The following is a 26715-nucleotide window of genomic DNA, read 5'->3' as shown; positions in this document are numbered from 1 at the left end:
ACCGACGGGGCTCACGCCTTCTTGGTCGCGGCCTTCTTGGCTCCTGCCTTCGTCGTCTTCTTCGCGGCCTTCTTCACGGTCTTCTTGGCCGTCTTCTTCGCCGACTTCTTGCGGGTCGCGGGGCCCTTGGCACGCTTCTCGGCGATGAGCTCGTAGGCCCGTGCCGCGGTGAGCGTCTCGGGCTCGTCATCACGTCGCAGCGTGGCATTCGTCTCACCGTCGGTGACGTACGGGCCGAAGCGCCCGTCCTTGACGACGACCTTCTTGCCGCTCACCGGGTCCTCGCCGAACTCGGCCAGCGGCGGCTTGGCCGCGGCCCGCCCGCGCTGCTTGGGCTGGGCGTAGATCGCCAGGGCCTCCTCGAGCGTGATCGCGAAGATCTGCGACTCGGTCTCGAGGGAGCGCGAGTCGGTGCCCTTCTTCAGGTACGGGCCGTAGCGACCGTTCTGCGCGGTGATGGGCACCTCGACCTGCGTCTCGGTGCCGTCCTCGGCGGTCTTGGTCTCGGTGACGGTGCCCACGGTGCGCGGCAGCGACAGCAGCTGCAGGGCGGTGTCGAGCTCGACCGTGGCCGGGTCCATCGACGCGAAGAGGGAGGCGGTGCGCGGCTTGACCTTGGCCTTGCCCCGCTTTGGCTTGTCCTCGACGTCCTCCTCGAGCACCTCGGTGACGAAGGGGCCGTAGCGGCCGGTCTTGACGATGACGTCGCGGCCGGTCTCCGGGTCCTGCCCGAGGACGCGCCCGTCGTCGGCGGCCTGCGCGAGGTACTCGCGGGCCATCGCCGGGGTCAGCTCGTCGGGCGCGACGTCGTCGTTGATCGTCGCGCGCCTCGGGGTCTCCGAGGTCGAGACGACCTCCTCGACGTACGGGCCGTAGCGCCCCACCCGCACGACGACGCCGTCGCCGATGTCGATCGTGGAGATCGCCCTGGCGTCGATGTCACCGAGGTCGGTGACCAGCTCGTGCAGGCCCTGGCCGCCCCCTTCGCTCCCGTAGTAGAAGCGCTGCAGCCACGCCACCCGCTCCGCGGAGCCGGACGCGATCTCGTCGAGGTCCTCCTCCATCGAGGCGGTGAAGCGGTAGTCGACGAGGCTGCTGAAGTGCACCTCCATGAGGCGGGTGACCGCGAAGGCCAGCCACGTCGGGACGAGGGCGCTGCCCTTCTTGCGGACGTACCCGCGGTCCTGGATCGTGCTGATCGTCGAGGCGTACGTGGAGGGGCGGCCGATGCCGAGCTCCTCCATCTTCTTCACGAGCGAGGCCTCGGTGTAGCGCGCCGGCGGCGAGGTCTCGTGGCCGTTCGGGGTCGCGTCGACGACGTCGACCGCGGTGCCCTCGGTGACCTTCGGCAGCCGGGCCTCGCCGTCCTTCGTGGACTCGCGGGGCTCGTCGGTGCCCTCCTCGTACGCGGCGAGGAAACCCTTGAAGGTGATGACGGTGCCGGACGCGGAGTACTCGGCGGCGGTGGCGACCTCGCAGCCGCCGAGGTCGGCGGCCAGCCGGATCGTCGCGGTCGAGCCCTTCGCGTCGGCCATCTGGGAGGCGATCGTGCGCTTCCAGATCAGCTCGTAGAGCCGGAACTCGTCGCCGCGCAGCTCGCCGGCGACCTGCGCCGGGGTGCGGAAGCGGTCCCCCGCGGGGCGGATCGCCTCGTGCGCCTCCTGCGCGTTCTTCGCCTTCTTGCCGTACACGCGCGGCTGCTCGGGGACGAAGTCCGCGCCGTACATGTCGCGCGCCTGCCCCCGGGCTGCGGCGACGGCCGAGCCGGAGAGGTTGGTGCTGTCGGTACGCATGTACGTGATGTAGCCGTTCTCGTACAGCTTCTGCGCGACGCCCATCGCCGCGCGCGAGCCGAGGCCGAGCTTGCGACCGGCTTCCTGCTGCAGCGTCGAGGTCGTGAAGGGGGCGTACGGCCGGCGGGTGTACGGCTTCTCGCTGACCGAGGAGACCGTGACGGACGCGGCGATCGTCGCCTCGGCGACCGTGGTCGCGGCGCGCTCGTCGAGCTGGCGGGCGGTGCCCTTGAGCGAACCGGTGTCGTCGAAGTCGGAGCCGGTCGCGACCTTGGTCCCGTCCAGGCTGGCGAGGCGGGCGGCGAAGGGGGCGGACCCGGCGGAGAAGCTGCCCTCGACGCTCCAGTACGAGGCCACCTTGAAGGCCATCCGCTCGCGCTCGCGCTCGACGACGATGCGGGTCGCCACGGACTGCACGCGCCCGGCGGACAGACCGGCCTTGACCTTGCGCCACAGGACGGGCGAGATCTCGTAGCCGTAGAGGCGGTCGAGGATGCGGCGCGACTCCTGGGCGTTGACGAGGTCGAGGTCGAGGTCACGGGTCTCGGTGACGGCCCGCTGGATCGCCTCCTTGGTGATCTCGTGGAAGACCATCCGCTTGACGGGGACCTTGGGCTTGAGGGTCTCCAGGAGGTGCCAGGCGATCGCCTCGCCCTCGCGGTCCTCGTCGGTGGCGAGGTAGAGGGTGTCGGCGTCCTTGAGCAGGCGCTTGAGCTCGGTGACCTTCTTCTTCTTGTCCGGGTCCACGACGTAGTACGGCTCGAAGCCGTCCTCGACGTTGACGCCGAAGCGGCCGAAGGGCCCCTTCTTCATCTCCGCGGGCATCTCGGAGGGCGTGGGGATGTCGCGGATGTGCCCGACGGACGCCTCGACGACGTAGTCGCCGCCGAGGTAGCCGGCGATGGTCTTCGCCTTGGCGGGGGACTCCACGATGACGAGCTTGCTGGCCATGCGTGCCTCTTCTCCCGACCCTGCGTGCAGCGGATTCGTCGCTGCCTCGACGCACGGGTCGCTGGCGCCGACCGTACTACGCCCCGGCGGCCGGGTCGGAACCCATTCCGCCGGGGGTGGATTTTCATTGAAGATACAAGTATTATGGGTGCATGACCGCTACCCCGCCCGTGCTGTTCCTGTCCCACGGCGCTCCCCCGCTGGCCGACGACGCCCGCTGGACCGCCGAGCTCGCCCGCTGGTCGGGCTCCTTCGAGAAGCCGAAGAACATCCTCATGGTCTCGGCGCACTGGGAGAACGCCCCCGTCACGGTCAGCCCCACCCAGCGCAAGGTGCCGCTGACCTACGACTTCTGGGGCTTCCCGCAGAAGTACTTCGAGGTCGAGTACGACGCGCCGCTCGCCCCCGACCTGGCCGCCGAGGTCTCCTCCCTCCTCGGGGCGAAGGGGGTCGACGTCCAGCGCGACGAGACCCGTGGCCTGGACCACGGCGCCTACGTGCCGCTCGTGGAGATGTTCCCCGATGCCGACGTGCCGGTGCTCCAGATGTCGATGCCGACCCTCGACCCGCACCGCCTGCTCGAGATCGGCCGGGCGCTCGCCCCCCTTCGCGACCAGGACACGCTCATCGTCGGCTCGGGCTTCACGACGCACAACCTGCGCTGGTTCAACCCGCGCGCCGGGGCCGACGCCACGCCCCCGTCCGCCTCGAGCGAGTTCGACCACTGGGCCGCCGAGACCGTGGCGGCCGGTGACGTCGACGCCCTCGAGCGGATGCTCGAGCTGGCACCCGCCTCCCACGAGGCGCACCCGCGCACCGAGCACTGGGCGCCGCTGTACATCGCGATGGGCGCGGCCGAGGCCTCCGGCGCGACCGAGCGCCGGACGGCGGTCGACGGCTTCTGGTTCGGCCTGTCCAAGCGCTCCTGGCAGTTCGACTGATCGGACCGACCGGGGCGGGCAGTCCTCCCCATCGCCCACCCCGGCCGGCGTCGTTAGGGTCGTGACCGACGAGCGCTGCACCACGGCCGCGCCACGACCGGGGAGGACCCCATGAAGAAGCTCGCCACCATCATCGCCGCCAGCGGGCTCGCGCTGGGCCTCTCGGCCTGCGGCAGCCCGGAGAAGGACGCGGAGCAGGCCGTCACGGACTTCGCTCAGGCCTTCGAGGACAAGGACTACGACAAGGTCTGCGACAGCATCGACCCCGAGATGCTCAAGACCATGGAGTCGGCCGGCACCACGTGCGTCGAGGGCATGAAGGAGGGCGGCGACGACCTGGCCGAGGAGGCCAACGCCGACGACATCGAGATCCTCTCCTCCACGGTCTCCGAGGACGAGAAGACCGCCACCGTCAAGGTCAAGAACAGCAAGGACGAGGAGAACGACGTCAAGCTGGTCAAGGTCGAGGACGAGTGGAAGATCACCATGCAGTGACCTCGACACCCCGCTAGCCACCCCCAGAGGGTCACGTCGTGCACATCAGACGCGTTCTTGGTGCATGACGTGACCCTCTGCGCGTGGGGTCAGGCTCAGGCGGGCCGGAGCAGGCCGTCGGCGGCCAGGCGCCGCACGAGCGTCGCGCCGGCCCCGAGCGCCTCACCGGTCGGCAGGTCGAGCAGCGCGGAGATCGCGGTGAGCGACTGCCGGGCGGTCAGCTCGCCGTCGCTCACGGACACCAGGGCCGCGTCGAGGGTGTCGAGGCGGATCGAGCGCGCCAGCCCCCCGCCCTGCCGCAGCACGATGACGTTGGGGTCGGTGGCGCCCGGAGCCGCGTGCGTCTCGGTGGTCACGTCGTCGGCGCAGCGCCACGCGGTGTCGAGCAGGGCGTCGTCGTCGAGCCCCGCGAGCCGGTCGCGGGCCACCAGCCCGGCAGCGATGGTCGGCCCCATGGGGGTGGCGACCGGTCCGTGCGCCTCGACGAGGTCGACGAAGGGGGTCCGCTGCGTCGTGGGTCGGTGCAGCGTGATGATCCCGAAGCCGATCTGCTCCACCCGGCGCGACGCGAAGTCGTCGAGCCAGGCGCCGACCAGCGTGTCGTGCTCGCTCGTGCCCGGCAGGTGACCGCCGTCGCGGGTCCACAGCTCGGCGTACTCCGCCGGGTCCTGCACGTCGCGCTGCACGACCCACGCGTCGAGGCCGCTCTCCGCGACCCACTCCCCGACCCGGTCGCGCCAGTCCTGGCCGGCGCCGGTCTCCCAGTTGCCGAGGAGCTGGGCGACGCCTCCGGGCGCGAGGTGGGCGCCGACCCCCTTCGTCAGGGCGGCGACGACCGCGTCACCGGCGGCGCCCCCGTCGCGGTACTCGTAGAGCGGCACGTCCCCGCTCCGCGGCGTGATGACGAAGGGCGGATTGCTCACGACGAGGTCGAAGGCCTCCCCGGCCACCGGCTCGAGGAAGCTGCCCTCGCGCAGGTCCCAGTCGGCGCGGTTGAGCGCGGCGTTGAAGGCGGCGTAGCCGAGCGCACGCCGCGACAGGTCGGTGGCCACGACGTGCTCGGCGTGGGTCGACAGGTGCAGGGCCTGGACGCCGCAGCCGGTGCCGAGGTCGAGGGCCCGGGCGACGCGGGTGCGGGGGGTCCACGACGCGAGGGTCGTCGAGGCGCCACCGATGCCGAGCACGTGGTCGACGGGCAGCGGCTCGCTGCGGGCGTGCTCCGTGGGGTCGGAGGCGACCCACCACGCGTGCCCGGTGTCGTCCCCGTAGGGCCGCAGGTCGCAGGTGGCCCGGACGTGCGCGCCCTCCGGCTCGACGATCCCGAGGGCGACCGCGCCGGTGACGCCGGTGCGCGGCAGGGCGCTCGCCAGGTCGTCGGCGGCCGTGGGCAGCCCGAGCCCGAAGCACCCGATGAGCACGCCGAGCGGGTCGCTCGCGCCGGCGACCGCGCGCCGTGCGGGCAGGGTCTGCTCGCGGCCGAGGGCCGCGCTGGCGAGGGCACCGAGGCGTTCGCGCACCTCGTCCACGCCGAAGGGGGCGCCCGCCAGGTCCTCCCTCAGGGAGTCGAGCAGGGCCGGGTCGGTGCGCAGGGTCGCCGAGGTACTCACCCGACGAGCCTAGCCAGCCCGGCCCGCTCCCTTCGCCCGTCAGGCTCGGTCGAGGACCGGCTCGACGTCCGGGTCGGCCATCGCGACGTCGTCACGCTTGGAGTAGAGCAGCGCGCCGACGATGACGACGAACGCGACGAGTGCGATGCCCCAGCGGATCATCTGGTCGGTGTCGTCGCCGAGGTAGAGGGTGATGATCGCCGGGGCGATGAGGACGGCGACGAGGTTCATCACCTTGATGAGCGGGTTGATCGCCGGCCCGGCGGTGTCCTTGAAGGGGTCGCCGACGGTGTCACCGATGACCGCGGCCTCGTGGCCGGACGAGCCCTTGCCGCCGTGCTTGCCGTCCTCGACGATCTTCTTCGCGTTGTCCCACGCGCCGCCGGAGTTGGCGAGGAAGACGGCCATGAGCGCGCCGCAGGCGATGGCGCCGGCGAGGAACCCGGCGAGCGCCCCGATGCCCAGCCCGAAGCCGACGATGATCGGGGTGAGGGCGGCCAGCAGGCCGGGGGTCGCGAGCTTCGTCAGCGAGTCGCGGGTGCAGATGTCGACCACGCGGGCGTACTCGGGCTTCTCGGTGCCGGCCATGATCCCCGGGTGCTCGCGGAACTGGCGGCGCACCTCGTGGACGATCGACCCGGCGGCCACGGTGACCGCATTGATCGCCAGGCCGGAGAAGAGGAAGACGACCGCGGCGCCGACGAGCACGCCGACGAGGACGTTGGGGGCGACGATCTGGGTGTTGACCATCTGCTCGAGGTCGGACACCCGGTCCTTGGAGAGCGAGCCCGGGTCGACCGCGCGGACTGCCGAGGTCCACGCATCCGTGTAGCTGCCGAAGAGCGCCGTCGCGGCGAGCACGGCCGTCGCGATCGCGATGCCCTTGGTGATCGCCTTGGTCGTGTTGCCGACGGCGTCGAGCTCGGTGAGGATCTGTGCGGCCTCGCCGTCGACGTCACCGGACATCTCGGCGATGCCCTGGGCGTTGTCCGAGACCGGGCCGAAGGTGTCCATGGCGACGATGACGCCGACGGTCGTGAGCAGCCCGCAGCCGGCGAGCGCGATGAAGAAGAGCCCGAGCACGACCGACGAGCCGCCGAGGAGGAAGGCCAGGTAGATGCAGACCGCGATCGTCACGACCTTGTAGACGGCTGACTCGAGGCCGAGGCTGATGCCGGAGAGGATGACGGTCGCGGCGCCGGTCTCGGTGGTGCGCGCGACGTCCATCGTCGGTCGCTTGTCGGTCCCCGTGTAGTACCCGGTCATGCGCAGGATGACGGCGGCCAGCACGATGCCGAGGACGACGGCGAGCAGCGCCGCCCGGCGCGGGTCGCCCACGAGGGCGGCGACGCCCTCGTCGGGCGATCCCAGGTCGGCGTAGGCGCCGGGCAGGTAGGTGTACGCCGCGACGGCGCACAGGACCGCGGAGATCACCGCAGAGATGTAGAAGCCGCGGTTGATCGCGTCGAGCGCCGACTCCCCCGCCCGCGCGCGGGTGATGAAGATGCCGATCATGGCCGTCACGGCGCCGATGGCGGGGATGAGCAGGGGGAAGACGAGGCCGTAGGCGCCGAAGGCCGCGGAGCCGAGGATGAGCGCCGCGACGAGCATCACGGCGTAGGACTCGAAGAGGTCCGCGGCCATGCCGGCGCAGTCGCCGACGTTGTCACCGACGTTGTCGGCGATGGTGGCGGCGTTGCGCGGGTCGTCCTCGGGGATGCCGGCCTCGACCTTGCCGACGAGGTCGGCGCCGACGTCGGCGGCCTTGGTGAAGATGCCGCCGCCGACGCGCATGAACATCGCGAGCAGGGCGGCACCGAAGCCGAAGCCCTCGAGGACCTTGGGAGCGTCACCGCGGTAGGCGAGGACGACGACGGCCGCACCGATGAGGCCGAGGCCGACGGTGAACATGCCGACCGTCCCGCCGGTGCGGAAGGCGATCCGCATCCCGTCGTCGCGACCGGTCGAGCGGGCGGCCTGGGCGACGCGGACATTGGCCTTGACCGCGAGCGACATGCCCAGGTAGCCGATCGTCGCGGAGAAGACGGCGCCGAGGACGAAGAACCCGGACCGTCCCCAGCGGACCCCCGCGGTGTCGGCGGGCAGGAAGAGGAGCAGGACGAAGACGAGGACGACGAAGACGACGAGCGTCCTGAACTGCCGCCGCAGGTAGGCGTGCGCGCCCTCCTCGACCGCGCCGGCGATCTCCTGCATGCGCTCGGTGCCGGCGCCCGCGGCGAGCACCTGCCCCCGCAGGACCACCCCCAGGACGAGCGCGAGGAGGCCGATCGCGGCCACGCCGCCGACGAGGCCGAGGTTGGTGCCGTCGAGCGTGATCGATGACGCTGCGGTCAGGGACGCGTGCGAGCCAGCCATGCCATCCTCCTTGATGGGCGCGGGTCACGGCCGGACCGTCGTCGTGGCGGCACGACCGTTGGCTCACACTACTGCCGAGTTGCCTCCGCGGCGCGGACTGCGGCGTCGACATCCGGGTGGACGTCGAGGAGCTGGTCGAGGCCGGTGATGGAGAAGACCCGCAGCACCCGGGGGTGGGCGGCCGCGACGGTCATCGTCCCGCCGTGGCGGGAGAGGCGCTTGAGGCGCCCGACGACGATCCCCAGGCCGGTGGAGTCCATGAAGGTCACCGCGGACAGGTCGAGGGTCAGACGGCGGCGCCCATCGGCGATGAGCGCCTCGAGCGCGTCGCGCAGCACGGCGGCGGAGGTCACGTCGATCTCACCACTGACGTGGACGATGTGGACCTCGCCCGCTTCGCTGGTCGTGATCGTGATGGGCACCGGCCTACCGTAGATCACATGTCCAGCACCCGTCCGCAGGCCCCCGACCTGCTCCGCGCCCTGGCCGCCGGCCGCGAGGACCGGGTGCGGCACGTCGAGTCGATCCCCCGTCGCCCTGCGGAGCACGCCGACCTGCCGGACTGGGTCGCCCCACCCCTGCGGACCGCCCTCGCCGGCGCCGGCATCGACCGGCTCTGGTCACACCAGGCCGCTGCCGCCGAGGCGGCACGGGAGGGCAGGCACGTCGTCCTGGCGACCGGTACGGCCTCGGGCAAGTCGCTGGGGTACCTCCTCCCTTCGCTCACCGCGGTGCTCGAGGGTCGGGCCGCCGCCAACGGCCGCGGCGCGACCGCGCTCTACCTGTCCCCGACCAAGGCGCTGGCTGCCGACCAGCTGGCGAGGATCCAGTCGTGGGCGGTCCCCGGCATCCGCGCCGCGACGTACGACGGCGACACCCCGACCGACGAGCGGCGCTGGATCCGCGACCACGCCGACGTCATCCTCACCAACCCCGACCTCGTGCACCACTCCCTGCTGCCAGGGCACGAGCACTGGGCGCACGTGCTGCGGCGGCTGCGCTACGTCGTCATCGACGAGTGCCACGTCTACCGGGGGGTCTTCGGGTCGCACGTCGCCCTGCTCATCCGCCGGCTGCGGCGGGTGGCACGCCGGTACGGCGCCGATCCGGTGTTCGTCCTCGCCTCGGCCACCGTCGGCGACCCGGGCGGCCACGCCTCGCGGCTCATCGGGGACGACGTGCTCGCGGTGACGCGCGACGGCTCGCCCCGCGGGGCGCTGACCTTCGCGCTGTGGCAGCCGCCGGAGGACGACGAGGGCGCCCGCCGCTCCCCCACGACGGAGGCCGCCGAGCTCATGGCCGAGCTCGTGGGCCGGGACGTCCAGACGCTCGCGTTCGCGCGGTCGCGGGCGGGGGTCGAGGCCCTCGCCTCCTCCGCCGCGCGGCGGGTGAGCGCGGTGGACGAAGGGAGGATCGCGGCCTACCGGGGCGGCTACCTGCCCGAGGAGCGGCGGATCATCGAGCGTCGGCTGCGCGACCGCGACCTGCTCGGGCTCGCCGCGACCAACGCGCTCGAGCTCGGCATCGACATCGCCGGGCTCGACGTCGTCCTCATGGCCGGGTGGCCCGGTCGGCTGGCCTCGGTGTGGCAGCAGGCGGGTCGCGCCGGGCGGGACGGGCAGGACGCCCTCGCCGTGCTGCTCGCCGCCGACGACCCGCTCGACACCTGGGTGGTGGAGCACCCCGAGGCGGTCTTCGACACCCCGGTCGAGACGAGCGTGCTCGACCCGCGCAACCTCCACGTCCTCGTGCCGCACGTGGCCTGCGCCGCCGCGGAGATCCCCGTGACCCTCGACGACGAGCGCTGGTTCGGCGAGGGGCTGAGCGGCGTCCTCGACGTGCTCGTCACGCGAGGGATCCTGCGTGCCCGCCCCGGCGGCTGGTTCTGGACCCGGCCCGACCGGCCCGGCGAGCACGTGTCCCTGCGCGGCATCGGCGAGGTGGTGAGCATCGTCGAAGGGAGGTCCGGTCGCGTCGTCGGGACGGTCGACGAGAGCTCGGCGCACGCGCAGGTCCACACGGGCGCCGTGCACGTGCACCAGGGGCGCACCTTCGTCGTCACCGACCTCGATCTCGAGCAGTCGACGGCCACGGTCGTGCTGGGCGACCCGGGGTGGTCGACGCACGCCCAGTCGGTGTCCTCCTTCGACATCGTCGCCGAGGAGGTCGGGGTCGACCACGGACCGGTCCGGGTCTCCTTCGGCCGGGTGGACGTGCGCCGTCAGGTGACCGGGTTCCTCCGGCGACTGCCGAGCGGCGAGGTCATCGGCCGCCACGAGCTCGACCTGCCCGAGCGGACCCTCTCGACCCGGGCGGTGTGGTGGACGATGACGCCGGAGGCGCTGGCGCGGGCCGGTGTCGCCGAGCAGGACGTGCCGGGCGCCGCGCACGCCGCGGAGCACGCCGCGATCGGGATGCTCCCGCTCCTCGCCACGTGCGACCGGTGGGACATCGGCGGCGTCTCCACCGACCAGCACCCGCAGACGGGGCTGCCCACCGTCATGGTCTACGACGGGCACCCCGGGGGTGCGGGGTTCGCGGCACGCGCGCACGAGCGGATCGGCGAGTGGCTGACGATGACCCGCGAGACGATCGCCGCGTGCGGGTGCAGCGGCGACGGCTGCCCGGCCTGCGTCGTGTCGCCCAAGTGCGGCAACGGCAACGAGCCGCTGGACGCTCGCGGCGCCGTCGCGCTGCTCGACCTGCTCCTGGCCTCGCTCGGACATACAGTGAGCGAGGACCCGCTGCAGGAGACCGCGGGCTGACAACCTCCGGGAGCTACTGCCATGGTCATCCTCGGCCTCATCCTCGTGCTCGTCGCCCTCGCGCTCGGCGCGGCCCTGCTCCTCGGCACCCAGGCCCCGGACGTCGCCGGCCAGGACGTCGACATCAAGCTCTTCGACGCGGTGACGATCACCCTCGACCCGCTCGCGCTCGTCGTCGCGGGCATGGCGACGATGCTCCTGCTGTGGCTCGGGCTCGTGCTCATCAAGGCGGCCCTGACGCGACGGACCAGGCAGCGCCGCCAGCGCAAGGAGCAGGAGCTGGCCGCCAGGCAGCGCCTCGCCGACCAAGAGGCGGCCCACCGCGAGGAGGTGGCCCGCCGCGACCGCGAGCTCCAGGACCAGCGCGTCTCCACCGAGATCGCCCGCGAGCGCGCCGAGGTGGCCGAGCGACACGACCCGACGCTCACCGACCAGCCGACCGAGCGCATCGACACGGGTGTCGCCACCCCGGGCCGCGACGCCCTCGGACCGGACGCGACGCGCCCGATCCGTCGCGACCCGCGCCCCTGACGGGCCAGGCCGTGGTCGTGGCCGGCCACGGAGGGTCCTCGGGCAGGCGGTCCGGGGCATCACCCGTCCTCCGGTGACGGGCCGGCGCGAGCCCTCCCCTCGGCATGGTCCGGGCCGACCCCGCCGAGCCGAAGGGGGATCCTCGCCGACACCGTGACGGTCACCTCGCCCCCGCCACCGACATCGCAGTCGATGACCGCCACGTCGTGGTGTGCAGCCACACGGCGGGCTTCGGCGCACGCGCCGCCCGCGTCGGCCGACTGCTGGTACTCGACAGCCCCCGCGAGGGCGGACAGGTCCGCCGCAGAGCGGGCGACGTGCGCCGCCCGCACCGCGCTGAGGACGGCCAGGGCCGCGAGCGTGATGGTGAGCAGGACCGCGATGAGCCCGACAGCCAGGACCGTCGACGAGCCGGCCTCGGCGCGCAGCTCACGGGGCGACATCGACGGACTCGAGCCGGGCGGTCGACGAGCACGAGGTCTCCGCGGCCGCGAAGGCCAGGGCCGGTGGTGACGGAGCCGTCACGGTGACGGTGACGTCCGAGCCGCTGCGCCCGACCTCCAGACGCGCCCCGTCAGGAGCCGTGCGCTGCGCGTCCGTGAGCGCACGGGACGGGGACTCGCCCCGGGCCAGCTCACGGACGGCCACCCTGGCGGCGTCCACGCAGCGCACCCGGTCGACGCCCCAGGACAGGGCGGACAGGCAGATGACGAGGACGAGGACGACCGCGGGGAGGGTGAGGGCGACCTCCGCCGTCACCATCCCCGCGTCCCCCGTCCTCTCAGCGGATGCCGAGCGCCTCGAGGATGACACCCGACAGGCCCGTCTTGATCGTCCCGGACTTCACGACCGCGAGCAGCACGATCGCGAAGGTGCACGCGGCGAGCGTGCCGACCGCGTACTCCGCCGTGGTCATCCCGGCCTCGCAGGCCAGTCGCCCACGGTGGACCCAGCTGACGATGGACTTCTTCATGGGTCGTTCCTCCCTCTCGGCAGCACCTGGTGTGCTGCGCTGAGGTCCACCCTTCGCCCTTGGGCCCGCACGCGGGAGGGTCGCGCGGGACCTGTGGACCGTCACGACACGCAGGACCGGGTTGGGGAAAGCGCCGATCTCGGCTGGCCGGGTCGAGGTCGCAGCGACCGCCCACCCGGTCGGGATCACCTCGACCCGTGGGGCGCGCCGACGGGTCAGCCGAGCTGGGTCCCCACGAGCACGGCGACCAGCGGGATGACCGCGGTCGCGATGAAGGCCGGCAGGAAGCACAGCCCGAGCGGGAGGACGAGCATCACGGCGGCCTTGCCCCCGGACTCCTCGAGCCGTCTGGCCTCGGTGTCCCGCAGGGTCTCGGCCGCGTCGAGCAGCACCGCGGCAGAGGGGGCACCCACCGCGTCGGCGACGACGAAGGCCGTCGCCGTCGGACCCCACAGCTCGCGCGCGTAGGTCCAGGACTCCGCCATCGAGCGGCCCCACCCGAGTGCGGCGGCCACCCGGTGCAGGTCCTCCCCCGCGCCCTGCGCGGACACCTCGGCGACCTCCTCCAGGGCCTGGACCAGGCCCCGCCCGGACTGCAGCGCGAGCGCCAGGAGGACGCTTGAGTCGGCGACCTCGTCGACCGTGAGCGAGGCCGTCGACCTGGGTGGCTCCGGCTCCCGCCGCAGCCACCCCACGCCGGCGGCCCGGCCCGGCCACACCGCCACCGCGACCACCACGAGCAGCACCACGAGGATGCTCACGTGTGGACCCTCGGCTGCACGGCCCGTGCGAGCACCCACCGGCAGACGAGCCACCCGACGGCGGTGAGCACGAGCCCCAGGACGGCCGCGCCCATCGTCACCGCGCTGTGGCCGTACACCTCCCAGGGCGTGAGGCCGAAGGCGAACCCCGCGAGCATCCCCACGAGTGGCAGCAGCGTCAGCATGTGCATCGTCGCCCGCGCACCCGCGGTCGCCGCCTCGAGGCGGCGCCGCGCCTGCACCCGGGCCCGCAGCACCTGCGCGCTGGTCGCCATGGACGGGGCGAGGGCGACGCCGAGGTCCTCGCTCAGCGACCAGGCGCCCGCGAGCGGACCCAGCTCGGGACGCCCGGCCGCGTGCCTGCGCCACACCCCGCCCGCGCCACCCCCGGTCGCGAGCTCGGCCCCCACCTCCTCGAGCACCGACCGCCACGGCCGTGGGGCCTCGCCCGTCACCACCCGCACGGCAGCCACGGGAGTCGCTCCCGAGCGCAAGGCCATCGCCAGCAGGTCGGCGACGACGGCGAGGGACTCGAGGTCGCGCAGGCGTCCACCTGCGATCCCACGGCTCCACCACCCACGACTGGGCGCGGCGGGCGCCGTGAGGGACACGCCCGCCACCGGTCCCGGCCAGAGCAGCACGGCCGCGAGCACGAGCCCGACCACGGCGAGTGTCATGTCCGCACCCCGGGCAGCGGGCCGATCGAGTCGACGACGCGACGCCCACCGACCCGCCGCAGGTGCACGACCACCTCGATCGCGCTGACCAGCTGGGCGCGCACCGCCTCACGGCTCATGCCGGCGAGCGCACCCAGCGCCTCGAAGCGACTGGGCACGTCCTCGGCGCGGTTGGCGTGGAGGGTGCCGCAGCCCCCTTCGTGCCCCGTGTTGAGCGCGAGCAAGAGGTCACGTACCTCCGCGCCCCGCACCTCTCCGACGACGAGCCGGTCGGGCCGCATCCGCAGCGCCTGCCGCACGAGATCGACCATCGTCACCTCACCGGCGCCCTCGGTGTTGGCCGCCCGCGCCTGCAACCGCACCACGTGCGGGTGCCCGACCTGGATCTCCCCCACGTCCTCGACGACGAGCAGCCGCTCTGCGGACGGCACCTCGGCGAGCATCGCCGCGAGGAGCGTCGTCTTGCCGGTCCCCGTCCCCCCGGTGACCACGTGGGCGCGCTTGTCGGCGACGACCTCGCGCAGCTGCTCCGCCTGGGCGGGGGTGGCCATACCGAGCCGGACGAGCGCGTCGAGCCCACCGCCCCGGTGCCGCGGGATGCGCAGGCTCACGTGTGCCCCGTCGGCCACCAACGGCGGGAGCACGGCGTGCAGGCGGATCCCGCGCGGCAGCAGGCCGTCCACCCAGGGCTGGGCGTCGTCGAGACGCCGCCCCGCGATCGCCGACAGCCGCGTGGCCAGGCGCCGGACCGCGTCCGCGTCCCCGACGACCACGTCGGCCCGGGTCACGCCCTCGCCCCGGTCCACCCACACCGAGCCGTCCCCGTTGACGAGCACGTCGGTCACGAGCGCGTCGGCGACGAGCGGCTCGAGCGCACCGAGACCCATGAGGTCCGCGCGCAGCTCCCCCGACCTCCGCGCCGTCCCGGCCGCACCCAGGCGCACCGCCTCGGAGCGGGCCACCTCGTCGATGACCCCGATGTCCGGGGCCCTGCCAGCGCGCACCTGCTCGTCGATCGCGCTCGACCACCTCATGACGCCAGCCCCAGGACACGCTCGGCGAGCGCCGGGCCGCGGCCGGGCAGCTCCGCGGCGAGGGCCCGCGCCACCTCGCCGACGGCTCCTCTGGGCCGGGGAGCGCGTCCGTGGGCCTCGTCGCGGACGACGCCCGGGTCGTCGGCGAGGTGATCGAGCAGCGGTAGCCCCAGGTGCTCGGCCGCCCGCTCCGAGACCCGTTCCGCCCGCCGCGGCCCGCGGGTGACGAGCAACGTCGACCCGCGCAGGTCCCCGAGCGCGCCCGCGACCACCTCCCCGTCGCGCAGCCACCGGGGCCGCAGGCCGACCACGAGCACGACGAGCGAGGCCAGCTCCGCCCACACCGCCGGCACCCGGCCCATCGCGGGCAGGTCGACGACCACCGGCCCCTCGGCCGCCAGCCCCAGCATCACCTCGCGCACCGCCCCGGGGGAAGGGCGCCGCCCGCGGGCGGCGAGGACAGGCACCGGCCCGAGCGGCAGGGCCCGGCGCAGGCGGGCGGCGTCGACCTCCCCTTCGTGCTCGGCGAGATCACCCCAGCGCAGCCCGTCGAGGTGCTCCGCGGCGACCGTGGCATCGAGCCCACCGGAGGCGAAGGCGCCGTCGACGAGCACCGGTGACCCGTCGCGGGCGAGCACGGTGGCCGTGACGGCAGCGAGCGTGGAGGCGCCGAGCCCTCCGGAGGCGCCGGTGACGATGACGACGGGATGCATGTCCTCGACCCTGCCCCCGACCCGACGGCGCCGGGAGGGGGGCGGCGGCCCTGTGGATGCCCCCTTCGCGCCACCGTGGTCTGTGGAGGAGCGTGGTCCGTGGAGCACACTCCCCGGGAAAGGGGACGGCCCCGGCGGGGGAGCGCCGGGGCCGTCAACGCGCGGACTCCGGGGGGAGGGAGCCGGGCGTTGGCCGCTCGACCCGAAGGGAGCAGCTGAGGACAACAATAACCCTCCACGCCGGGAACGCAATTCCCCGACGCGCGCGAGGTGCCGAGGGTCTCAGCCGAGGCGCCCCGCACGCACCGAGTCGGCCACCCGCCAGCCCTCCTCGGCGCCCGCGACGAGCGAGTCACCGCAGTGCCTCAGCCACAACGTGACCCCCGGCACGCCACCGTGCACGTAGCCCCCGAGCGAGCCGAGGTAGGCCGGACCGCCCTCGTGGCCGTGCCCCGCCTCGGGCACCGCGACGCCCGTGGGGTCGAGCCCGGTCGCGGCGATCATCGCCCGCTCCACGGCCCGCGCGACGAGCCCGTTGCCGACGACGAAGGGCCGCACGGTCGCGATCTCCGCGTGCACGATCGAGGCGACGACGAGCGCCGGCGCCTCGCTCGCCGACTGCATGAGCTCGATGATCCCGGACAGCCGGCGCCGCAGCTCCTCGCCCGTCGGCGCCGGGCCGAGGTCGGCGAACTCCTCGCACCCCTCCCCCTCGACGCGCGGCCGGCCCAGCTGGCCGTGGTCCGTGACCAGCTGCGCCGCCGCCGCGGTGTGCAGGCGCGCCAGCGCCTGCCCGGGCGAGCGGGTGACGAGGTCGCGCAGGTGCTCGCTCTCCGCGGTGGCCGCGATGGCGCCGTGGATGACCCGCTCTGCCGGGTCCGGGTCGGGGCTGCGCTCCCGCGCCCCCCGCATGAGGTCGCGCACGATCGTCGCGGTCGAGCGGGCCCCGTCGAGCTCGGCGCTCGCCCAGGCACCGCGGACGCGGGACTCCGCGGACGCCTCCGGGATCCGCCGGCGCAGTGCCTCGTGCCAGCGCAGGTTGGTGCACGCCTCGCGGGCCCGGTCCGAGGCCTCGGCGACCTCCGGGATCGCGGCGAGCTGGGTCAGGGCGGCGACGAGCGGGTTGGAGTCTGGCACCCGCACAGCGTAGGCGGCACTAGGGTTCGCCCATGGACGCCGGCCTGCACCTGCCGACCGTGGCCGTGGTCACGGGAGGCTTCCTCGCGCTGGGCCTCGTCATCGCCCTCGTGCGCTGGCGACGGGCCCGACCAGGCTTCATCTCGGTCACCGACCTCGCGACCTACGAGACCCTCCACACCGCCTCCATGGCCGGCCGGCACCTCGCCGACGGATTCACCGACGACGGCTGCGAGCGCGCCGCCCCGTACCTGCGGGCCATGCTCGCGACCCCCGGGCTGGCGGTCTGCGACACCTCCGGCGTCATCGTCTGGGAGGGCGAAGGGAGACACCACCTGCCGGCCGTGATGGACCAGGCCGCCCCGGTCCTCGCCTCCGGGCAGGTCGTCGTCCTCGGGCCGGACACGGTCACGTGCACCTCGACCGAGTGCCCGGTGCGGGCAGCCGTCATCGCCCCCGTCATCGTCGACGACCGGGTCGTCGGCGCGATCGCGGGATACGGCCCGCAGGTCTCGGCCGGTCTCGCGCGAGCGGCCGAGGAGGTCGCGTCGTGGGTGGCGACCCAGGTCGAGCTGGCCGACCTGTCCTTCGAGCGCACCCGTGCCATGGAGGCGGAGCTACGGGCGCTTCGGGCGCAGATCTCCCCGCACTTCATCTACAACTCGCTCGCCGCGATCGCCTCCTTCGTGCGCACCGACCCGGCCCGCGCGCGCGAGCTGCTCCTGGAGTTCGCCGACTTCACCCGCTACGCGCTGCGTCGCGACGGTGCGTTCACGACGGTGAGCGAGGAGCTGCGCAATGTCGAGCGCTACCTCGTCCTCGAGCAGGCCCGCTTCGGCGACCGGCTGTCCATCACCCTGAAGATCGCGCCCGAGGTGCTGCCCGTGCGCGTGCCCTACCTCGCGATCCAGCCGCTGGTGGAGAACGCGGTCCGGCACGGCCTGGCGCCCAAGGAGGGACCCGGGCACGTCGTGCTCAGCGCGACCGACCACGGCAGCGTCGCGGAGTTCTCCGTCGACGACGACGGGGTCGGCGCCCACCCCGAGACGATCCGCAAGATCCTCGACGGCCAGTCCCGCTCCGACTCCGTGGGGCTGGGCAATGTCGACGCGCGGCTGCGCCAGGTCTACGGCGAGGAGTTCGGCCTCGTCGTCGACACGGCTCCCGGCGCGGGGATGAAGGTCTCGTTCCGGGTGCCCAAGTACTCCCCTGCCCTCGAGCAACCCGCCTAGGGTGGGGACCATGCCGCGACCGTCTCGTCCCGCCGCGCTGACCGTCCTCGTCGTCGACGACGAGGCGCCGGCGCGCAACGAGGTCGCCTGGCTCCTCGACCAGGACGAGCGCATCAGCCGCGTGCTCACCGCGGCGAGCGGCACGGCCGCCCTCGCGGCGCTCGAGCGGGAGGCCGTCGACGTCGTCTTCAGCGACATCTCGATGCCGGGGCTGGACGGCATGCAGCTGGCCCGCGTCATCCGGCGCTTCGCCGAGCGGCCCCAGGTCGTCTTCGTGACCGCGCACGACAACCACGCCGTCGACGCCTTCGACCTGGACGCCGTCGACTACCTCATGAAGCCGGTACGGCCCGAGCGCATCGGCGAGGCGGTGCGCCGGTGCCTCGCCGCCGCCGAGCGTGAGGCCCAGCCCGCCTCGGCCCCCGAGGACGAGGAGACGATCCCCGTCGAGCTCGGTGGGATCACCCGGTTCGTCCCCCGGAGCGAGATCCGCTGGGTGCAGGCCCAGGGCGACTACGCCCGGCTGCACACCCCGAGCGGCTCGCACCTCGTGCGCATCCCCCTCGCCACCCTCGAGGAGGAGTGGGCCGACGTCGGGTTCGTGCGCATCCACCGCTCGACGCTCGTCTCGACCCGCCACATCAGCGAGATCCACAACGACGCGGGTCGGTGCTCGGTCGTCGTCGACGGCACGGAGCTGCAGGTGAGCCGGCGGCACACCCGGCACCTGCGCGGCACCCTCCTGCGGCCCCGCCCGGGCCAGGACGAGGGGTGAGCACCCCGCCCCACCGGGTCCGCGTCACCCGCACCCGCCACCGGACCCGGCAGGTCCGACCGCCCACCGTCCGTCAGGAGATCGCCGACCAGTCCCGGCTCGGCACGACGTACGTGCGCTCCCTCATGCGTGCCCAGCTCCAGCTCTCCCTCAGCGTGCTCGCCGTCGGTCTGGTCACCCTGGGCGCACTGCCCCTCCTCTTCGCCCTCGCCCCGGCGCTGCGCCGGCTGGAGCTGCTCGGTGTACCGCTGCCGTGGCTCGTCCTCGGCCTGCTCGTCTACCCCGGCGTCGTCCTCATCGCCCGCTGGTACACCCGGGCCAGCGAGCGCATCGAGGCCGACTTCAGCGACCTCGTGGGCCGCAGGTGACCCAGCCGCTCAGCGTCGCGGCGATCGCCCTCGTCTGCCTGACGACGCTCACGCTCGGTGCGCTCGGTCTGCGCCTGGCCAAGGGCACGAGCGACTTCTACGTCGCGGGCCGCGCCGTCACCCCGTGGCGCAACGCGAGCGCGATCAGCGGCGAGTACCTGTCCGCCGCGAGCTATCTCGGCGTCGCCGGGCTGGTCTTCGACCAGGGCATCGACATGCTGTGGATGCCCATCGGCTACACCGTCGGCTACCTCGTCCTGCTGCTGCTCGTCGCCGCGCCCCTGCGTCGCTCGGGCGCCTACACCCTCCCCGACTTCGCGGAGTCGCGTCTGGAGTCCACCGCCCTGCGCCGCGGCTGCGCCCTGCTCGTCGTCGGCATCGGCTGGCTCTACCTGCTGCCGCAGATGCAGGGAGCCGGGCTCGCGCTGCGGCACGTGAGCGGCCTGCCGACCTGGGTCGGCGCCACCGTCCTCACGGTCATCGTCGTGCTCAACGTCGCGGCCGGTGGCATGCGCTCGGTGACCCTCGTGCAGTCGGTGCAGTACTGGATCAAGCTCACGGCCATCGCGGTGCCCGCCTTCGTCCTCCTCCTCGTCTGGCAGCGCACCGGAGCCCCCACCCCGCAGGCGGAGGCCTCGTGGTGGGAGCCGCTCACCTCCGACGACCCCACGAGCCGGACGCTCTTCACGACGTACAGCACGCTCGCGGCGCTGTGCCTGGGCACGATGGGCCTGCCGCACATCGCCGTGCGCTTCTACACCAACCCCGACGGCGTCGCGGCCCGGCGCACGACCGTCTCGGTGCTCGTGCTGCTCAGCATCTTCTACGTCTTCCCCCCGATCTACGGCTACCTCGGTCGCGCCTACCTCGACCGGGCCGACATCAGCGACGACCCGAGCCGCACGGTCGTCCTCGCGCTCCCCGGCGCGATGCTCCCCGGCCTGGACGGCCAGCTGCTCACCGCCCTCGTCGCGGGCGGCGCCTTCGCGGCCTTCCTCGCCACCGCCTCGGGCGTGGCGATGTCGGTCGCCGGCGCCATCGACCAGGACGTCCTGCGTCCGCTCTCCTCCAGGCTGACGCACGGGGACGCCGGCCCGGCCGCCTCCTTCCGTCTCGCGGCAGGGGTCGGGGTGCTCGCCCCCTTCGTCGTGGCCTGCACGGCCGGCCCGGTCGGCATCTCGACGGCGGTCAGCCACGCCTTCGCGATCGCGGCGGCGACCTTCGCGCCCCTGCTGATCCTCGGCGTCTGGTGGCCTCGGCTCACGGCGAAGGGGGCCGCCGCGGGCGTGAGCGTGGGAGGCCTCACCACGTCGGTCGCCGCCATCGTCTCCGTCACCGACCTCGCCCCCGAGGGGTGGCTCGGCGCCCTCACCTCCGCGCCGACCGCGTGGGCGACTCCGCTCGCCTTCGTCGTGACGATCGTGGTCTCCCTGGCGACGCCGCGCCCGCGGAGGTGGGCGCGGACGATGACCCGGCTGCACACGCCCGAGGACGTCCTCGTGGAGACCGGTTGACCGTTCGTCGCGTCCACGGGGCCGCTCGGCGCACGCTCGTGGTCCGCACGGCGACGGGTGCTCCCGCCGACCGCGAGCCCGCGCGCGGTGTCCCCGGGGACGGGCCGGGGCGGTCCACTCTGGTCCCGACCCGGCCACCGCTGTCCGGGTCTCCCCCTAACCGGAGGTGAGCCATGAGCAGCGACGCTCAATCGCTCGGCGAGCGCTACATCGCCGTCCAGGAGTCGAAGGAGTTCGGCGACCTGCGCCGCACCTTCCGCGGCTTCGTCTTCCCCGTCACCGCGTTCTTCCTCGCGTGGTACTTCCTCTACGTGCTGCTGTCGATGTTCGCCCCCGGCTTCATGTCGACCAAGGTCTTCGGCAACATCAACATCGGCGTGATCCTCGGCCTCGGCCAGTTCGTCACGACCTTCGCGATCACCATCGCCTACGTCCGCTGGGCCAGCCGGGTCCTCGACCCGCAGGCCGAGGCCGTCGCCGCCCAGGTCGGCGCCCACGGGACCCCGGAGGTGGACGGATGATCCCCGCACTCGTCGCGGCCGAGCAGACCGGCTCCCCCGCGCTCAACATCTCGATCTTCGTCGTCTTCGTCGTCGTGACCCTCGCGATCGTCATCAAGGTGGCCTCGGGCCACAAGACGGCCAGCCAGATGTACACCGGTGGGGCCTCCTTCTCCGGTCGGCAGAACGGCCTGGCCATCGCCGGCGACTACCTGTCCGCCGCGAGCTTCCTCGGCATCGCCGGCGCCATCGCCCTCCAGGGCTACGACGGCTTCCTCTACTCCATCGGCTTCCTCGTGGCGTGGCTCGTCGCCCTCCTGCTGGTAGCCGAGCTCTTCCGCAACACCGGCCGGTTCACCCTCGCGGACGTGCTGTCCTACCGGCTCCAGCAGCGCCCCATGCGCATCGCGACGGCCAGCTCGGTCCTCGCCGTCTCCTTCTTCTACCTGCTCGCGCAGATGGCCGGCGCCGGCGGCCTCGTCTCGCTGCTCCTCGGCGTCGACGGGTCGGCGGCGCAGAACGTCGTCATCGCGGTCGTGGGCATCGTCATGGTCGCCTACGTGATGATCGGTGGGATGAAGGGCACGACCTGGGTGCAGATGATCAAGGCGGTGCTCCTGATCTTCGCGGTCGCCGTGATGACCGTCTGGGTCCTCAGCAAGTTCGGCATGAACCTCTCGAGTGTCATGCAGGCCGCCGTCGACAAGAACCCCGCGGCGGGCGAGAAGCTCCTCGAGCCGGGCCTGAAGTACGGCAAGAACCTCACCACGAAGATCGACTTCATCTCGCTCTCGCTCGCCCTGGTCCTCGGCACCGCCGGCCTGCCGCACGTGCTGCAGCGCTTCTACACGGTTCCGACGAGCAAGCAGGCGCGCAAGTCGGTCGAGTGGGCCATCTGGCTCATCGGTGGCTTCTACCTGCTGACCCTGGTCATCGGCTACGGCGCCGGCGCCCTCGTCGGCCCGGAGGTCATCGCCAACGCTCCCGGCAAGGCCAACGCCGCCGCCCCGCTGCTCGCCTACGAGCTCGGCGGGTCGGTCCTCCTCGGCATCGTCTCCGGCATCGCCTTCGCGACGATCCTCGCCGTGGTCGCCGGCCTGACCATCACCGCCAGCGCGAGCGTCGCCCACGACCTGTACAACCAGGTCTTCAAGAAGGGCCAGGCCTCGCAGGACGCCGAGGTCAAGGTCTCGAGGTACGCGGCGGTCGGTACCGGCGTCGTGGCGATCCTCGGCGGCATGCTCGCCAAGGACCAGAACATCGCCTTCCTCGTGGCCCTGGCCTTCGCGGTCGCGGCGAGCGCCAACCTGCCGACCATCCTCTACAGCCTCTTCTGGAAGCGCTTCAACACCCGGGGTGCGCTGTGGTCGATGTACGGCGGTCTGTCCTCCGCGCTCCTGCTGATCGTCTTCTCGCCCGTGGTGTCCGGCAAGCCGATCGACCCGCTGACCGGCAAGTCGCCCTCGATGCTGCAGGACGTGGACTTCAGCTGGTTCCCGCTGGACAACCCCGGCCTCGTCTCGATCCCGCTCGGATTCTTCCTCGGTTGGCTCGGCACCGTGACGAGCAAGGAGTTCAACCGGGCCAAGTTCGCGGAGATGGAGGTCCGCAGCCTCACCGGACACGGCGTCGCCGAGGTGGTCGAGCACTGACCGTCCGGTCAGCGCGAGACGAAGGGGGGGAGAGCTGCGGCTCTCCCCCCCTTCGTCGTCATAGGGTCGGGACCGTGCCATCCCCTCGTTCCCCCCGCCGGCCGCTCACCCACGCGCTGGTCGTCGAGACCGCCCTGTCGATCCTCGCGCGGGTCGGCCTGCCCGACCTGACGATGCGGGCCATCGGCACCGAGCTGGGGGTGCAGCAGAGCGCGATCTACCACCACGTGCCCAACAAGCAGGCGCTCCTCGGGGCGGTCGCCGACGAGATCCTGCGCCGCGGGCCGCAGCACCCGTCGGCACCGGGCGCCGACTGGCGCGAACGCGTCCACCGCCGCTGCACGGACCTGCACGCTGCCGTCACCGCCTACCCGGACGGCGCCGACCTCGTCATGAGCATGTGGGCCTTCGGGATGGGCGGGCAGGCACCCGCAGCGGAGCTGGGCGAGCTGCTCGCCGGTGCCGGGCTGGAGGAGGACCTCGCGTCGACGGCGGCCAGCACGCTGCTGCACTTCGTCTACGGGCACGCGTACGTCGCCCAGTCGCACGACCAGGCCACCCGCTCGGGCATCGCCCCGCCGCCGCGCTCCCCCGCGGAGTTCGGGACGGGGCTGGGCATCGTGCTCACCGGCATCGCGGCGCTCGTCGGGGCTCCCTAGCCGGGGACGAGCCCCCGCCGGCCCGCCTCGGCGCGCAGCGCCGCCGCCGCGTCGTCGTCGACCGTCGCGAAGAACTCGCCGACGACGTCCTCGAGGTGCGTCAGGGACTCGGCGGCGAAGAGCACCGGCTGGTAGGCCGTGATGTCGTAGTTGAGGGTGCCCATGTCGGCGAGGTCGAGCTCGCGGATCTCCATGTGGCCGAACTCCTGGATCTCGCCGTAGCTCGAGAGGATCCCGGCCCCGTACGCCTTGGCCTCGCCGTGCTCGCGCATCACGCCGAACTCGATGGAGAACCAGAAGACGTCCGCGACGAGCTTCATCGCCTCCTGCGTCTCGAGGCGAAGGGAGGCGCGCCCGGCAGCCTGCGTGATGGCGGCGAACCGCGGGCTGGCGAGCTGGTTGGCGTGCCCGATCACCTCGTGGATGATGTCCGGCTCGGGCGTGTACAACGGCTGGGAGTCATGGCGCAGGTACTGCGTGGAGTTGAAGGTGCGGCTGCCCAGGTCCGCGTAGAAGTCACGCAGCGGCACCAGCCCCGGCGCGCAGACGTAGGTCCACCCGGTGAGCGGGACCAGGCGCTCGCCGACCTCCGCCAGCTGGGGCACGTGGTCGGTCGGCAGCGCGAGCCGCTCCTTGGCCGCGAGGTACTCGCTGTGCGCGTACCGCTCGTGGAGCGGGGCGAGCTCGGCGCTCACCGTGCGCCAGACCTCGTGCTCCCGCTCGGAGTAGGTGATGGTCGGGACGGGCTGCGAGCCGCGCTCCCACGCGAGGGCGGCGCCGGCGATCTCGCCCCGTCGCCGCAGGTACTCCGGGTCCTCACGGCCCGGGTGCGTGTCCGCCAGGTGCACCTCGACGCTGCCGTCTGCGTGCTCGGTCACGGGCGAGTACAACTGTCCTTCGGTGAACACCTCAACCACCTCCTTGTGATCACCCAACCGTGGCAGATCGCGGCGGAGGGGGCCACGCTCGCACCGATCACTGGTCACTGTGCTCAGGGTGGCGCGGCGCGGTCGGTCCGGAGGCTGTGCAGGGTGACCACACTCCTCTCGACCGCTCGTCGCCTGCTCCCCCGCGCCCGGCGACGGTCCGTGGGACCACGTTGTGCTCACCGCCCCCGCGGGCCAAGGTGGAGACGTACACCACGTCCGCGCACCGTCGCGCGGGCTCTCGATGAGGAGGACATGTGTCGGACTACGCCCCGAGCACCGAGTTCGCCGCACAGGCGAACGGCAAGGCAGCGCTCTACGACGAGGCAGCGGCGGACCACGAGGGATTCTGGGCGGCACGAGCCCGGGAGTACGTCACGTGGTCCAAGGACTTCGACACCACGCTCGACTGGAGCGAGGCCCCCTTCGCCAAGTGGTACCTCGGCGGTGAGCTGAACGTCGCCTACAACTGCGTCGACCGGCACGTCGAGGCCGGCAACGGTGACCGCGTCGCCCTCCACGTCGTCGCCGCGGACGGCAACGACCGCACGATCACGTACGCGGACCTCCAGCGCGAGGTCTGCAAGGCGGCCAATGCCCTCGAGTCGCTCGGCGTGACGAAGGGGGACCGCGTCGCCGTCTACATGCCGATGATCCCGGAGGCGGTCATCACGATGCTCGCCTGCGCGCGCATCGGCGCGCCCCACTCGGTCGTCTTCGGCGGCTTCTCCTCCGACGCGCTCAGGACGCGCATCGAGGACGGCGAGGCCAAGGTCGTCGTGACCACGGACGGGCAGTTCCGCAAGGGCAAGTCGATGCCGCTCAAGGCCGCCGTCGACCACGCCGTCCAGGGCACGACCGCGGAGAAGGTGCTCGTCGTCAAGCGCACCGGCATGGACGTCGACTGGGACGACTCGCGCGACGTCTGGTGGCACGACGTCGTCGACAGCGCCTCCGACCAGCACGAGCCGCAGCCGCACGACAGCGAGCACCCGCTCTTCATCCTCTACACCTCCGGGACGACGGGGAAGCCGAAGGGGATCCTGCACACCTCCGGCGGTTACCTCGTGCAGAACGCCTACACCAACTCCGTCGTCCACGACCTCCATCCCGAGACAGACGTCTACTGGTGCACCGCCGACATCGGCTGGGTGACCGGTCACAGCTACATCGTCTACGGGCCGCTCGCCAACGGCGCGACCCAGGTGATCTTCGAGGGGACCCCCGACAGCCCGCACCAGGGCGTGTTCTGGGAGATCGTCGAGAAGTACAAGGTGAGCATCCTCTACACCGCCCCCACCGCCATCCGCACCTTCATGAAGTGGGGCGAGGAGATCCCCAAGAAGTACGACCTCTCCTCCATCCGGGTGCTCGGCTCCGTCGGTGAGCCGATCAACCCCGAGGCATGGCGCTGGTACCGCGATGTCATCGGTGCGGGCACCGCCCCCATCGTCGACACGTGGTGGCAGACCGAGACCGGCGCGATCATGAACTCCCCCCTCCCCGGGGTGACGACGCTCGAGCCGGGCAGCTCGCAGAGGCCCATCCCGGGCATCAGCGCGGAGATCCTCGACGACGAGGGCCAGCCGCTCACCGAGCCCGAGCAGGTCGGATACCTCGTGCTCACCAAGCCGTGGCCCGCCATGCTGCGCGGCATCTGGGGGGACCCGGAGCGCTACAAGGACACCTACTGGAGCCGCTTCGGCCCCGAGTACTACTTCGCCGGTGACGGGGCGAAGTACGACGCCGACGGCAACATCTGGATCCTCGGCCGAGTCGACGACGTCATGAACGTCTCCGGTCACCGGCTGTCCACGGCGGAGATCGAGTCCGCGCTCGTCTCGCACCCCAGGGTGGCCGAGGCCGCCGTGGTCGGCGCGAGCGACGAGACGACCGGCCAGGCGGTGGTCGCCTTCGTCATCCTGCGGCAGGAGGGCGCCGACTCCGGGACCCAGGGCGAGGAGCTCGTCCAGGAGCTGCGTGGCCACGTGGCCAAGGAGATCGGTCCGATCGCCAAGCCGCGCTCGATCATGATCGTCGAGGAGCTGCCCAAGACCCGCTCTGGCAAGATCATGCGGCGGCTGCTGAAGGACGTGGCGGAGAACCGAGAGGTCGGTGACGTCACCACGCTCGCGGACTCGTCCGTCATGAACCTCATCAAGGACGGCATGAACAAGCCCTCGGACGGCTGACGCAGGTCCGAGCACGACGAAGGGGGGCCCCGCCGGCATCGTGCTGGCGGGGCCCCCTTCGTCTGTGTCGTCCTGCAGCGACGGGTGTGCACCCGCCCCAGGACGCACCAAAGCCCTCGACGACACGTCGAGGGCTTTGGCAC

Annotated in this window: 25 protein-coding genes; 12 read left to right on the top strand and 13 right to left on the bottom strand. The window is 72.7% G+C overall.

The features are described 5' to 3' along the window. Window positions 1-11: 11 nt before the first annotated feature. Complete coding sequence (topA, locus tag JT1_RS00125) at window positions 12-2744, bottom strand: type I DNA topoisomerase (RefSeq protein ID WP_068321147.1); 2733 nt, start codon at window positions 2742-2744, stop codon at window positions 12-14. A gap of 152 nt (window positions 2745-2896) precedes the next feature. Between topA and JT1_RS00120 the strand changes: the two genes are divergently transcribed. After that, window positions 2897-3685, top strand: a complete 789-nt coding sequence (locus JT1_RS00120) for a dioxygenase family protein (protein WP_068321144.1) — start codon at window positions 2897-2899, stop codon at window positions 3683-3685. A gap of 111 nt (window positions 3686-3796) precedes the next feature. Then, complete coding sequence (locus JT1_RS00115) at window positions 3797-4180, top strand: DUF4878 domain-containing protein (protein ID WP_068321141.1); 384 nt, start codon at window positions 3797-3799, stop codon at window positions 4178-4180. 95 nt (window positions 4181-4275) lie between these two features. On the opposite strand, the gene JT1_RS00110 is transcribed toward JT1_RS00115, so the two are convergent. The 3 genes from JT1_RS00110 to JT1_RS00100 all read right to left on the bottom strand — a co-directional run bounded on the left by JT1_RS00110 (window position 4276) and on the right by JT1_RS00100 (window position 8585). Further along, a complete protein-coding gene (locus JT1_RS00110; protein ID WP_068321139.1) occupies window positions 4276-5787 on the bottom strand; it encodes a DUF7059 domain-containing protein in 1512 nt (503 codons plus the stop codon). 39 nt (window positions 5788-5826) lie between these two features. Then, complete coding sequence (locus JT1_RS00105; RefSeq protein ID WP_068321137.1) at window positions 5827-8163, bottom strand: sodium-translocating pyrophosphatase; 2337 nt, start codon at window positions 8161-8163, stop codon at window positions 5827-5829. Between the two features lie 68 nt (window positions 8164-8231). Continuing rightward, window positions 8232-8585 (bottom strand): STAS domain-containing protein, encoded by a 354-nt coding sequence (locus JT1_RS00100; protein ID WP_068321133.1) that lies wholly within the window; start codon window positions 8583-8585, stop codon window positions 8232-8234. 18 nt (window positions 8586-8603) lie between these two features. On the opposite strand from JT1_RS00100, the gene JT1_RS00095 reads away from it, so the two are divergent. Continuing rightward, on the top strand, window positions 8604-10928 hold the full coding sequence (locus JT1_RS00095; protein ID WP_068321131.1) for a DEAD/DEAH box helicase: 2325 nt from the start codon (window positions 8604-8606) through the stop codon (window positions 10926-10928). A 21-nt stretch (window positions 10929-10949) separates the two neighbouring features. Next, on the top strand, window positions 10950-11459 hold the full coding sequence (locus JT1_RS00090) for a hypothetical protein (RefSeq protein ID WP_068321128.1): 510 nt from the start codon (window positions 10950-10952) through the stop codon (window positions 11457-11459). 59 nt (window positions 11460-11518) lie between these two features. Here the strand turns inward: JT1_RS00090 and JT1_RS00085 are convergent, their stop codons facing one another. The 8 genes from JT1_RS00085 to JT1_RS00050 all read right to left on the bottom strand — a co-directional run bounded on the left by JT1_RS00085 (window position 11519) and on the right by JT1_RS00050 (window position 16754). Beyond that, a complete protein-coding gene (locus JT1_RS00085; RefSeq protein ID WP_068321125.1) occupies window positions 11519-11902 on the bottom strand; it encodes an Rv3654c family TadE-like protein in 384 nt (127 codons plus the stop codon). Further along, window positions 11889-12221 (bottom strand): TadE family type IV pilus minor pilin, encoded by a 333-nt coding sequence (locus JT1_RS00080; protein ID WP_068321122.1) that lies wholly within the window; start codon window positions 12219-12221, stop codon window positions 11889-11891. Before JT1_RS00080 ends, JT1_RS00085 begins: the two co-directional genes overlap by 14 nt. Window positions 12222-12240: 19 nt before the next feature. Further along, complete coding sequence (locus tag JT1_RS00075) at window positions 12241-12432, bottom strand: DUF4244 domain-containing protein (protein ID WP_068321119.1); 192 nt, start codon at window positions 12430-12432, stop codon at window positions 12241-12243. Between the two features lie 215 nt (window positions 12433-12647). Next, on the bottom strand, window positions 12648-13193 hold the full coding sequence (locus JT1_RS00070; protein WP_068321116.1) for a type II secretion system F family protein: 546 nt from the start codon (window positions 13191-13193) through the stop codon (window positions 12648-12650). Beyond that, window positions 13190-13870 (bottom strand): type II secretion system F family protein, encoded by a 681-nt coding sequence (locus JT1_RS00065; RefSeq protein ID WP_082807365.1) that lies wholly within the window; start codon window positions 13868-13870, stop codon window positions 13190-13192. The genes JT1_RS00070 and JT1_RS00065 overlap by 4 nt, the downstream gene beginning before the upstream one ends. Then, window positions 13867-14904, bottom strand: coding sequence for a TadA family conjugal transfer-associated ATPase (locus JT1_RS00060; RefSeq protein ID WP_068321110.1), 1038 nt, complete (start codon window positions 14902-14904; stop codon window positions 13867-13869). Before JT1_RS00060 ends, JT1_RS00065 begins: the two co-directional genes overlap by 4 nt. Next, complete coding sequence (locus JT1_RS00055; protein ID WP_068321108.1) at window positions 14901-15617, bottom strand: CpaE-like family protein; 717 nt, start codon at window positions 15615-15617, stop codon at window positions 14901-14903. The genes JT1_RS00060 and JT1_RS00055 overlap by 4 nt, the downstream gene beginning before the upstream one ends. A gap of 282 nt (window positions 15618-15899) precedes the next feature. Then, window positions 15900-16754 (bottom strand): Fic family protein, encoded by an 855-nt coding sequence (locus tag JT1_RS00050; protein ID WP_068321105.1) that lies wholly within the window; start codon window positions 16752-16754, stop codon window positions 15900-15902. A 32-nt stretch (window positions 16755-16786) separates the two neighbouring features. On the opposite strand from JT1_RS00050, the gene JT1_RS00045 reads away from it, so the two are divergent. From JT1_RS00045 to JT1_RS00015, 7 genes are all read left to right on the top strand, one after another. Then, the gene (locus JT1_RS00045) at window positions 16787-17986 is read left to right on the top strand and encodes a sensor histidine kinase (protein WP_082807364.1); all 1200 of its coding nucleotides are present in this window, start codon (window positions 16787-16789) and stop codon (window positions 17984-17986) included. Between the two features lie 10 nt (window positions 17987-17996). Then, a complete protein-coding gene (locus JT1_RS00040; RefSeq protein WP_068322394.1) occupies window positions 17997-18761 on the top strand; it encodes a LytR/AlgR family response regulator transcription factor in 765 nt (254 codons plus the stop codon). Next, window positions 18758-19129 (top strand): DUF485 domain-containing protein, encoded by a 372-nt coding sequence (locus JT1_RS00035; RefSeq protein ID WP_068321102.1) that lies wholly within the window; start codon window positions 18758-18760, stop codon window positions 19127-19129. The genes JT1_RS00040 and JT1_RS00035 overlap by 4 nt, the downstream gene beginning before the upstream one ends. Continuing rightward, window positions 19126-20643: a sodium/solute symporter gene (locus tag JT1_RS00030; protein WP_068321098.1), complete on the top strand. Its 1518-nt coding sequence runs from the start codon at window positions 19126-19128 to the stop codon at window positions 20641-20643. The genes JT1_RS00035 and JT1_RS00030 overlap by 4 nt, the downstream gene beginning before the upstream one ends. Window positions 20644-20816: 173 nt before the next feature. Next, window positions 20817-21164, top strand: a complete 348-nt coding sequence (locus JT1_RS00025; RefSeq protein WP_068321095.1) for a DUF485 domain-containing protein — start codon at window positions 20817-20819, stop codon at window positions 21162-21164. Further along, window positions 21161-22795, top strand: a complete 1635-nt coding sequence (locus JT1_RS00020; protein ID WP_068321092.1) for a monocarboxylic acid transporter — start codon at window positions 21161-21163, stop codon at window positions 22793-22795. Before JT1_RS00025 ends, JT1_RS00020 begins: the two co-directional genes overlap by 4 nt. A gap of 74 nt (window positions 22796-22869) precedes the next feature. Beyond that, entirely contained in the window at window positions 22870-23454 is a 585-nt protein-coding gene (locus tag JT1_RS00015; RefSeq protein WP_068321089.1) for a TetR/AcrR family transcriptional regulator C-terminal domain-containing protein, read from the top strand. Here JT1_RS00015 and JT1_RS00010 read toward each other — a convergent pair. After that, window positions 23451-24332, bottom strand: coding sequence for a phenylalanine 4-monooxygenase (locus tag JT1_RS00010; RefSeq protein ID WP_255218212.1), 882 nt, complete (start codon window positions 24330-24332; stop codon window positions 23451-23453). The two genes, JT1_RS00015 and JT1_RS00010, sit on opposite strands and share 4 nt — an antisense overlap. A gap of 305 nt (window positions 24333-24637) precedes the next feature. Between JT1_RS00010 and acs the strand changes: the two genes are divergently transcribed. Continuing rightward, window positions 24638-26572 carry an acetate--CoA ligase gene (acs, locus tag JT1_RS00005; protein WP_068321082.1) on the top strand — a complete coding sequence of 645 codons (1935 nt, stop codon included), beginning with the start codon at window positions 24638-24640 and terminating at the stop codon, window positions 26570-26572. Window positions 26573-26715: the final 143 nt, after the last annotated feature.

This window comes from Janibacter terrae NBRC 107853, assembly GCF_001591405.1.
GTDB lineage: Bacteria > Actinomycetota > Actinomycetes > Actinomycetales > Dermatophilaceae > Janibacter > Janibacter terrae.
The sequence above is the reverse complement of the archived record's forward strand: the minus strand, read 5'-3'. Positions and strand labels throughout refer to the sequence as shown.

Coding starts and splice junctions, on each gene's coding strand:
- topA (WP_068321147.1), bottom strand. CDS start 2,744: ATGGCCAGCAAGCTCGTCATCGTGGAGTCCCCCGCCAAGGCGAAGACC.
- JT1_RS00120 (WP_068321144.1), top strand. CDS start 2,897: ATGACCGCTACCCCGCCCGTGCTGTTCCTGTCCCACGGCGCTCCCCCG.
- JT1_RS00115 (WP_068321141.1), top strand. CDS start 3,797: ATGAAGAAGCTCGCCACCATCATCGCCGCCAGCGGGCTCGCGCTGGGC.
- JT1_RS00105 (WP_068321137.1), bottom strand. CDS start 8,163: ATGGCTGGCTCGCACGCGTCCCTGACCGCAGCGTCATCGATCACGCTC.
- JT1_RS00095 (WP_068321131.1), top strand. CDS start 8,604: ATGTCCAGCACCCGTCCGCAGGCCCCCGACCTGCTCCGCGCCCTGGCC.
- JT1_RS00090 (WP_068321128.1), top strand. CDS start 10,950: ATGGTCATCCTCGGCCTCATCCTCGTGCTCGTCGCCCTCGCGCTCGGC.
- JT1_RS00085 (WP_068321125.1), bottom strand. CDS start 11,902: ATGTCGCCCCGTGAGCTGCGCGCCGAGGCCGGCTCGTCGACGGTCCTG.
- JT1_RS00080 (WP_068321122.1), bottom strand. CDS start 12,221: ATGGTGACGGCGGAGGTCGCCCTCACCCTCCCCGCGGTCGTCCTCGTC.
- JT1_RS00075 (WP_068321119.1), bottom strand. CDS start 12,432: ATGAAGAAGTCCATCGTCAGCTGGGTCCACCGTGGGCGACTGGCCTGC.
- JT1_RS00065 (WP_082807365.1), bottom strand. CDS start 13,870: ATGACACTCGCCGTGGTCGGGCTCGTGCTCGCGGCCGTGCTGCTCTGG.
- JT1_RS00060 (WP_068321110.1), bottom strand. CDS start 14,904: ATGAGGTGGTCGAGCGCGATCGACGAGCAGGTGCGCGCTGGCAGGGCC.
- JT1_RS00055 (WP_068321108.1), bottom strand. CDS start 15,617: ATGCATCCCGTCGTCATCGTCACCGGCGCCTCCGGAGGGCTCGGCGCC.
- JT1_RS00045 (WP_082807364.1), top strand. CDS start 16,787: ATGGACGCCGGCCTGCACCTGCCGACCGTGGCCGTGGTCACGGGAGGC.
- JT1_RS00040 (WP_068322394.1), top strand. CDS start 17,997: ATGCCGCGACCGTCTCGTCCCGCCGCGCTGACCGTCCTCGTCGTCGAC.
- JT1_RS00025 (WP_068321095.1), top strand. CDS start 20,817: ATGAGCAGCGACGCTCAATCGCTCGGCGAGCGCTACATCGCCGTCCAG.
- JT1_RS00020 (WP_068321092.1), top strand. CDS start 21,161: ATGATCCCCGCACTCGTCGCGGCCGAGCAGACCGGCTCCCCCGCGCTC.